The sequence below is a fragment of the bacterium genome, assembly GCA_022616075.1.
Classification (GTDB): Bacteria; Acidobacteriota; HRBIN11; order JAKEFK01; family JAKEFK01; genus JAKEFK01.
The window spans coordinates 17,790-28,010 of the sequence record JAKEFK010000107.1; the positions used below are offsets into that span (position 1 = coordinate 17,790).

At 50.1% G+C, this 10,221-nt stretch carries 2 protein-coding genes; one reads left to right on the plus strand and one right to left on the minus strand.

The window, feature by feature from the left end:
* Window positions 1-129: 129 nt before the first annotated feature.
* Window positions 130-3,336 carry a protein kinase gene (locus L0156_09100; GenBank protein ID MCI0603159.1) on the plus strand — a complete coding sequence of 1,069 codons (3,207 nt, stop codon included), beginning with the start codon at window positions 130-132 and terminating at the stop codon, window positions 3,334-3,336.
* A 226-nt stretch (window positions 3,337-3,562) separates the two neighbouring features.
* Here the strand turns inward: L0156_09100 and L0156_09105 are convergent, their stop codons facing one another.
* Window positions 3,563-10,135 (minus strand): DUF3131 domain-containing protein, encoded by a 6,573-nt coding sequence (locus L0156_09105; GenBank protein ID MCI0603160.1) that lies wholly within the window; start codon window positions 10,133-10,135, stop codon window positions 3,563-3,565.
* Window positions 10,136-10,221 lie beyond the last annotated feature (86 nt).

The window sequence follows — 10,221 nt, forward strand, 5'->3', positions numbered from 1 at the left end:
CAATAATAAACCGCCAGGACGCCGGGATGCCAAGACTAGAAAAAAATTGCCTGGATCACTATCGCCAGACCGGCTGCATTTCATTTGGCGGGAATTGCTGTTATAACAAGAGGAAGTTCACAGCTACCCATGCAAGAGTATACGGCGGAATCTTTTCCCTTTGTTTTTGCCGATCGTTACAGAATCGATTCTCTGATCGGGATCGGCGGAATGGGAAAGATCTACAAAGCGTACGATCTGGTTTTGCATCGTTCAGTCGCTCTCAAATTTGTGCTGACGGATAACCCCGAATTGGAGCGACGTTTGCTCCGCGAGGCGCAGGCACAGGCGAAAGTCGAGGACGATTGCATATGCAAGATCTTTGATTTCGGACAGGCAGAAGGAAGGCTCTATATAGCGATGCACTACGTGGAAGGAGAGCCCTTTGAACGGGCCGCGGCGCTCAATATACAGGAAAAGGCGCGTTTGATGAAGCGAGTAGCCGAAGCAATTCATGTTGCGCATCAGAGCGGCCTGGTGCATCGCGATATCAAACCATCGAACATTTTACTGGAACGAACTGCCGATGGACAAATGCGACCAACCATTCTGGATTTTGGTCTTGTCCGTGACACCACAAAGCCCGATGAATCCCGTTCCGGCTCCGTGCACGGAACTCCTTTTTATATGTCACCCGAACAGGCGCTGGGACATGTGCATCAGGTCGATGGTCGCAGTGATATTTACAGCATCGGAGCAACCTTTTACGAGCTGTTCACCGGGCATCAACCCTTCGAAGGACAGGTTGTGGAAGTCTTTATCAAAGTCATCGAAGAAGAACCGCAGCCAGCCCGTAAGATGAATCCGTTTGTACCCGATGAAATCAATACGATTCTCATGAAGTGCCTGGAAAAAGATCGGTCGCAGCGTTATGAATCGGCGAAAGCATTGTCTGAAGATCTCGGCAGATTTTTGGATGGGGAACCGATCCTCGGAACTCCGGTTACGTGGACTTCGCGAACGATCCGAAAAGCAAAAAAACACCGAACCGTCTCGATTCTATTCGCAGCAGCACTCATCGTAATCCTCTTGTCGGCAGGCTTCGCGATCCGGACGTGGTTGATTTCGCGCGAGAAAATCCGTTATGCAACAGAGTTTGGTCAGGAGGTGAAATATCTGGAGCAGACGCTCCGCCACATGTATACATCTCCTCTGCATGACGTTCGGAAAGAAGAAGCGGCGGCGGAGCTGCGGCTGAAAGCTATTGTACAACGCATGAAAAGCGAAACGAAAGCCGCGTTGGGTCCCGGCCACTACGCGCTCGGTCGCGGACATCTGGCGCTACGCAGGTATGCTGAAGCAGAAAAATACCTTCGACAGGCGTGGGACACTTACGATTACAACGCTCCTGAGGTCGCGTACGCGCTCGGACTCGCAAAGGCCATGTTGTACAGACAGGAGCTGCAAAGCCTTGAAAGAATTCCAAACGCAGAGCAAAGGGAAACCCGTAAGAGGGAAATCGAGAAGGCACTTCGCGATCCCGCTTTGGGCTGGCTCCGGCAGGGTGAGGCGGCTGCTGGAGAATCCGGTAAATACGGAGAGGCGGTTGTGGCGTACCTGGAAAAGAAAAACGAGGAAACCCAACAGAAAGCAATGGAGAGTCTCCGAAAGTTTCCCTGGTTGTACGAAGCCAGAAAGTTAATTGGTGATTCCTACCTTGCGATTGGGAACTTGCGGCGGGATGAGGGCAGGAACGAAGAGGCAATGGCAAACTACGAAAAAGCGCAGGCTGCCTACGCTGAAGCTTCCAGTAAAGCCAGCAGTGACGCTGAAGTGTATTTACAGAACTGCGGGTTGCAAGTGGAAATCATGACGCTGCAAACGTATCAGACCGGCGCCTCTCCGGAAAAAGCGTATGAGGATGCGCTGACCGCGTGCAAAAAAGCTTCCATCGCCGATCCTGAAATGGTGGACTCTTTCAACGGCGCTGCGGCTGCCCATTTGCGATGGGCGGAATTCCAGATTCCGAAAGGGGAAGATCCGCGTCCTGCTTTGCAGAAAGCGATTGTAGCATCGCAACATGCATCGGGTTTGAATTCAAAAGATGAAAAATCCAGGCGCATGATCGGCACGGCTTATGAAATCCAGGCCGAATACGAGATCAATCACGGAATGAATCCGGCCACATCCTTGAAACAGGCGGCAACGGAATACAAAGCCGCTCTTCAAATCAATCCGAGTTTGATTGCCGCACTCGAAGGACTGGGGAGAGTAGCGATTTTTACAGGCAAAGTTGATTTGATGCGGGGACAGGATCCACGCCAATCGGTGGACGCATCGATCGGTTATTATCGAAAGGCACTAAGCTTGAACCAGAACCTCGCCTACAACCACAACAACCTCGGATCTGCATTTTTCCTGAAAGCACAATTTGAAATGATGCGCGGTCTGGATCCACGCTCCTCTCTGGATGAAGCAGGAAAGAGTTATCATAAAGCCTCTGATATCAATCCAGGCCTTCCGGCAATCTTCATCAATCTCGGCAGCGTTTACACAAACAAAGCACTGTATGAGATCGGTCATGGTTTGAATCCCACCCAATCCACGGACCTTGTTATACAAATGTCACGCAAGGCAATCGCAAGGAATCCTCAGAATGCGATGGCTTTCGATTCGCTATCCGCCGGTTACTCCGTCCGATCTCAATATGAAATGAAAGCCGGACTCGATGCGGAAGTTTCTTTGGAGCAGGCGCTTGAAAACAGCCGGAAAGCGAACCAGATCAATCCCTCGTTTGATGTCGGGCGCGTGAATCTTGCGAGCATCCTGACCGACAAAGCACTGTTCCTTTACCAACAAAAGAAGTCATTGAATAATGTCCTTTCCGAAGCGATAGAAGCTCACGACACTGCAATACGAATTAATCCAAACCGGCCTGAGCCGCATCTCACGTACGGAAATCTATACATCATTGCCGCGCGGGATGAGATTCGTTCCGGCAAAGATCCGTATCGGAATTTAAAACTGGCACACTCCCGCTTTGATAAGGCTTTGGAACTCTATCCTGAATTCGCCGAAGCGCGGCAGGGGAAAGCGGAGAGCTTCTACTGGCAGGCGTATTCACTTTTGAATCGCGGGCGAAATGGAGCGACTGAAATCGATCTGGGTTTCAGGGAGGTTGAGAAGGCGATTGGATTAAACTCTCAACTTGCTGAAGCGTACGCCATTCGAGGAATGCTGGAATTGCTGCAGAACCGTTCGATGCAGGGTGAAGCTTCGATTCGAAAAGCAATCGGGTTAAACGGAAATCTGAAAACGCGCTACGAACCATACCTCACATCTCTCAAACGAAATTGAACACCAAATGGATCAAATTCAGTAGTGGTGAAAGTACGGTAATACTGCCAAAGTGATGAGTTATGAGCAAGAGTGAGAAACGAGCCTGGAGGCAACTTCCAAAATTGAGCCTCCAGGCTCGGCGGCTCGAAATAGAAGCGGGCCGGGGAGTAGCCCGCCTTGAATGATGGGCTAATGACACAAATTGGGCATATCAGATTGGAAACTATGACTGATTTGGCAGTTGTCAAGATGTGACTGGATGTGGATGTTTTTGTCCGGCGCGGAGGGTCTGTGTGGAACTCTCCTCACCATCGATCTTTACTGACAGTTTGGTCCCCTTTCTTTCCACCGCAATTTCATACACTCTGTCGCCGTTGCGAAATCTCATACGGTAGCCGGGCCAATCCGATGGAAGCGCTGGCTGAACCGAAAACGATTCTCCCTGCAGGCGAAATCCGAGTATGTATTCCAAACATGCCCGGTAGAGCCATGCTGCGGAGCCGGTATACCAGGACCATCCGCCACGCCCAATGTGATTAGGATGTGAATAAATATCAGCCGCAACAGCATAGGGCTCCAACCTGTACTGCCACGCTTTGTCGAAGTTATCGGTTCGCTTGATTGGATTTACAGTCTGAAACAATTCATATGCTTTATCCGGAAATCCAATTTGACAATATGCGGCAATCAACCAGGTCACTGCGTGATTATACTGGCCGCCGTTTTCCCGAATACCGGGGGGGTAATCACGAATGTAACCGGGATCAAACGCGGTACTGCCAAATGGGGGAGTAAACAACAACGCAAGTTGTTGGTCCTTCAGAAACAAAAGCCGTTCCACGGACTGCATCGCTTGCTGTGATTTTTCAGGATCTCCCGCGCCGGAGAGAATCGACCAGCTCTGCGCAATGGAATCGATCCGACTCTCTACACTATCAGCAGACCCCATAACAGTTCCGTCATCATGAAAACTACGAAGAAACCATTGGCCATCCCATGCCGCGTAATGGATTGTAGCTCTTAACTTTTGAGCCTGTTCTTTATAGGCTTGCGCTTTTTGAATCTCTCCGCGTTTTTCACAGAGAAACCCAAAGTCGTTCAGGATTTTAATCAGAAACCATCCGAGCCAGACGCTTTCTCCGCGCTCCTGAATACCAACACGGCTGAAGCCATCATTCCAATCGCCCGAACCGATCAATGGAAGCTCATGCCGGCCGAAACGTAAACTGCGGTCAATTGCCCGAAGACAATGTTCAAATAAAGAACCCTCTTCTTCAGAAGTCTGCGGTTCGAAATATTCTTCGCTTTCCAGCGGTTCCAGGATTTTTCCTTTCAAATAAGGAATCCTTTCATCCAGAACATTTAGATTTCCGGTGAGAGAGCAATAAAATGCGGTGCAGTAGGGGAGCCAGAGCAGATCATCAGAGATTCGCGTTCGTACGCCTTTGCCGGTGGGGGGATGCCACCAATGTTGCACATCCCCTTCTTCAAACTGGTGCGCGGCGGCGCGCAACAAGTGTGTTTCCAACAAATCAGGGCGCGCATAAGCGAGAGCAAGCGCATCTTGAAGCTGATCCCGGAATCCGTACGCGCCGCTACTTTGATACAGGGCCGAGCGAGACCAGAACCGGCACGATAAGGCCTGGTAAAGAAGCCAGCGATTCATCAAAACGTTCAATGAAGGATCCGGTGTTTCCACTTGAATTGCAGCCAACGTTTCATCCCAGAAATTGCGCACTTCTACAAGAGCGTTTTCAACGTCCGCAGCATTGCTGTAGCGTTTCACCAATGTGCGCACCTGGTTCAAATCTGTTCCTTCACCAAGCAAAAACAGGAACGTGTGTTCTGAGAATGGCCGCAAAGAGATCCTGCTTTGAATTGCGGCGCACGGATCCAATCCCGGGCCGGTCCGGCCGGAAAGATTTTCACGGCGTAAAGCGGCAGGATCTTTTACGGATCCGCACGGACCAAGAAATTCATTTCGATCCGCAGTGATGGTTCGTCCTTCATCGTTTACCGATGCAAAAGCGATCCGTTCCGCAAACTCATTGTTATAGGGATTGCGAAACAGCAGAGCTCCGGTCTTACTGTCAACGGAACTATTTACATAATGTGCAGTTCGTTCTTTATACGTTCCCAGCACCATCTCGGCATAAAAAGTTGCGGAGAGCTCCCGTGTTCGTCTTGTCTGATTTCGAATGGTTAAACGGAGAATTTTTACCGGATCTTCAACGGGAACAGAAACGATGAACTTATGCTCAAGCCCGTAACTTCCGGTTTCGAAGGTCGTGTAACCGGCGCCGTGTGCGATCTCGTATTTTCCGTTTCCGGGAAGCGGCTCCGGTGTCACTGACCAGAATCGTCCCGTTTCTTCGTCCCTTATATATATGGTGGAATCGACCGGATCGGAAACAGGATCGTTGGAGAACGGGGTCAATCGGTTCTCCCGGCTGTTGACCGACCAGGTCATTCCTGCTCCTTTTTCGCTGATCTGACACCCAAACTCCGGGTTACTGATAACGTTAATCCATGGAGCAGGAGTCGATTGATTTGGTTTCAAACGGATTTTGTATTCTTTTTGATCCGGTGTGAATCCGCCAAAGTCATTCGCAAGTATTAACTCCGATTCAGGGATGTTGTAAGGCGGATCCTCCATCGGAAACATGGATCTGACCACATGCGGTCCGGGGAGCGCCTCCTTTTCATCGGAGCGCAACATCTGCCGCGCGAGACTTCCACGCTGCGCATGAATCTCTGCGCGCGCCACAGTGCGTAAAAGGACCCGGTCTTCTTCATTCAGCAAATCCAGCCGCAAGACAAACACTCCGCCGGATACGTTCAATAGCTCGCGCGCCGAACTGCTCCGAATGAGCATGTGAAGCTCGTCTTGCAAATCCTGAAAATAACTCGTGGGAAACTCATTCAGAATCACCAGATCCACAACCAGACCTTTCATCCGCCAGTATTCATGAGCCTGAAGAACCTGGCGAACGATCGGAAGATCGTTTTGTTCTTCTACGCGCACCAAACAGACAGGTAGATCTCCGGAAATTCCAAATTGCCAAAGCGCTGATTGTGTTTTCTTATTCCGTTCCAGAACGGAGGGTCGCGGACGCAAAGAAGGAGTCGAAAAAACAATTCGACCGGCGAGTCTTTGATACAGATCTGCATCTTCGCGGTTCAATGAAAGTTGATGCAGCATCACCTGTGCATGAGCGGACGCCAGTTCAAAAACACGCGAAACAGAACGAAACTCGCGATACCGATGGATCAGCGAAATCACTTCTTCACGGTTGTTTCCGACCATCGTTATATAAGCAAGCACCTCCCGGCTGTAAGGCGCAATTTTCAATACGCGCCGCAGACTGAAGATGGGATCGAGAACTGCGCCTGTGGTTCCCGATAGAGGTTCCTCCCGGCGAAGCGCCTGCGGGTTTTCTACGGAGTTATTGCGTCCAAGAAAACGGCTTCGATCGGTTTCAAATTGCAAGTCACTTCGACCATTCTCTTTTTCAAGAGTAACCAGATGACCGGCCCATAGTTCGGTCTTATTTCTTGAATCGGTTGCGCGTCTGGCAATGAGCGCTCCCAGCTCAGGAACAAATTCCGTCTGTACAAACAGATTGCTGAAAGTTCGATGCGCGAGATCGTTTGCTGCCAGTGTCAGAATGATTTCGTTGTAGCTTGTGATTTCAATTTCGTGCGGCGTCGAGCTTGTATTTACAATTGTCAGACGCCGGACCTCCGCATTTTCATCCGGTGACACTACGATGTCATAGTGAGTTTCAATCGCGCCATCTCTTCTCCTGAATTCGATCCGGTCTTCGGAGAAACTGACGTTGTATCCGGCCGGAAGTTTTCTTACCGGCTGAAATCCCGCAGACCAGATCGTTCCTGCGGTTCGATCTTTTAAATAGAAGTATGTGCCTGTGGCATCGCAAGTAGGATCCTCGCGCCAGTGATTCACCCGGATTCCGTTCCATTCACTGTAGCCTGAGCCGCTGGTGGACATCATGATGCTATATCTTCCGTTCGAAAGAATTTGAGTTCGCGGAGGTGAGAGATAAGGTGTATGAAACTCTCTTGCAACCGCCGGTTCCTGAATCCCGAACAACTGGGGACGTTCATCAACAGTTTTTGTTTGGCCGAGTCCGGCGGTCGCGGGCATTCTTTCCTGAACCAGCAAATCAATTGCCTGGATGGAAGGATCCAAATGAAACCGTTCCTGCATGATCCGATCATGAAGAACGTTGTTCAGAGCAACGAAGGACATTCCGAGATGATGAGCCATGAATGTTCTTACGATTGCAGACCGTGATCCTTCCGGGACGCGTTCCGGTGTGAAGTCGATCGATTCGAAAAACCCAAACCTCCCGTGCGCGCCCATTTTCTCTAGATGTTCCAGATTCCTGTGCGCCGCCATGGGAGTGACCATGGCTGCAAGAAAAGTTGCGTATGGTGCAACGACCAGATCTGCTTCCAACTCGCGTTTGAGGCCAAGCCAGGGGACTCCGAATGGCCCGTACTGATAATTCATTGAGGCATCACGACGGTTATAAGCGGACTCGGAAACCCCCCAGGGCACCCCCTTCAAATGCCCGTATGTCTTGTGAGCCTTTACAGCTTTTTCATAGGTATAGTCCCACAGTGTGGCGCTTTCATTGCGAATAAAGAGCAAAGGCATCAGGTATTCAAACATCGAGCCGCTCCAGGAAGCCATCAATCGATGAGGACCGCGCGCAGTCATTGTCCGACTCATCCGGAACCAGTGCGATTGCGGAACATCCCCTTTTGCGATCGCAACAAAACTTGTAAGTCTGGATTCCGAAGCGAACAAATCATAATAAGAAGGATCCAATCTTCCGTTGGTCACGTTAAAACCAATGGAAAACAATCCGCGATCTTCGTCATAAAGAAAACGAAAATCCATTTCCTGAACAAGTGTTTCCGCTTCTCGCGCGATTGATCGGAGCCGTTGTCTCAAATCCTGCGGTCTTTCGAAATCCGCAAGATGGCTGGCCACGGTCTTTTTAGCAGAGTCCAACCAGTATTCGCATTCGGAATCCATCAAACCGACTTGTGTTAACTGGGATAAAACTTTTTGCAGCCAGATGAGCAAATCTTCTTCAGAAATTTCAGAAAAGGGATTTTTTAGGAACCTTCGCACTTCTCTCCGAATCGTTTGAACTTCCGAAATGGTTGTTGCTGTAACGGAAGGCTTTCGAGCTCTTGCCCAGTTGAGGAATCCTGTCAAATCATCAGCAATTCCTTCCAATCGTTTGCGTGGAGGCGAAAAAAGTTCCTGATCTTTAAGAACAAATTGCCGCAAAGTAAGCAGCGCGCTTGCCAGATTTCCGCTGTCGACCGTTGATACGTACCGCGGCTCGAGCGGTTTCAATGTGATCGTGTCGTACCAGTTAAAGAGGTGTCCATTGAAGGTGCTCAAACGAGTCAGTGTGGCGAGTGTCAATTCCGTGCGTTGGACAAAATCCGTAACTCCAATGTAGCCGAAATCGAAAGCAGAAATATTAGCCAGCAATGCAAACCCGACATTGGTGGGAGAAGTCCGATGCGCAATCAACTCTGCGGGATCCTGCTGGAAATTATCGCTGGGGAGCCATTGATTTTGTTCATTCACAAACGTCTCGAAGTACCGCCAGCACTCGCGGGCATAGGAGCGCAGGACATAGCGTGTGTTTTGCGGGATCTCTCTTACGCGAACATGAACAGTGAGACCGGTCAACCAGGCGATCGTAGGGGTAAACATCCAGAATACAAGAACGGGCGCGGAAACATTCCAGACATCTGATCTCGCCTCAAGGATCAATAGGGAAGTCACAGCAGTGAGAGCAAGGGAGCCCCACATTCTCCTGTGGTATCCGGCCAGACCTTTGCTTCGGGACCGTTCGGCCTGTGCGGCTGTTGTCCACTCCAGAAGCTTTTTTCTCTGAACGATGCGGAAGACCGTGCGAACGATTGCATCCAGGTGCAGAAGAGCATCATTGGCAAGAAATGTAATGGCCAGAAGAACGTGAGTGAAGGCGATGGACAGTGAAGCCCGGACGTTTCTCAGATGATCGATAAAGGGAACGCCTTTGAAACTGCCCATAAACAGACCGGTTAGCGGAACTAAAATGGGAGCAGCTAAAACCACAGCTGAAAAAAAGGTCCAGAACAGAGAACTGCCCGGCAAGAGGGTCCAGCCTAAAAGAAAGAGGACTAAAACTGCAGGAGATACGAGACTCCTGCGAAGATTATCGATCAATTTCCACGCGTTCAATCCGGAAATAGAATTCCGCTCTTTTGAGAAGAATGAATCGTATAACCAGAAAGCCGCCTGCCAATCCCCGCGAACCCACCTGTGATGGCGCAAACTGTAAGACGTGTAATCGGATGGATGATCGTCAAACAATTCGATGTCGCTGACAAGACCGGTCCGGGCGAATGCGCCTTCCACAAGGTCGTGACTCAGCAACGTATTTTCAGGAAATCGCTCGTCCAGAGTGTCATGAAACGCGCGCAGATCGTAAATCCCTTTACCGATAAAACTGCCTTCGCCGAATAGGTCCTGATAAACATCAGAAACAGCTCTTGTATAAGGATCGATGCCGGCAGGTCCGCTAAAAGCTCTCGCAAACAGACTTGTATTTGCGCTTCTCAGCGTGTGACTGACGCGTGGTTGCAAGATGCCATATCCTTTCACGACCTTTCTTGCATCGCGATCGATCAGCGGGCGGTTCAAAGGATGAGAGAGAATGCCGATTAGCTTTCGCGCGGCTCCGCGTGGCAAGATCGTGTCGGAATCCAGAGTGATCACGTATTGAATGTTCCGGGGAACATCGGCCGCTTCAAAGCTGGTGTGGTCTTTACCAAGTAAGAGCCTGTTGAACTCCTCCAATTTGC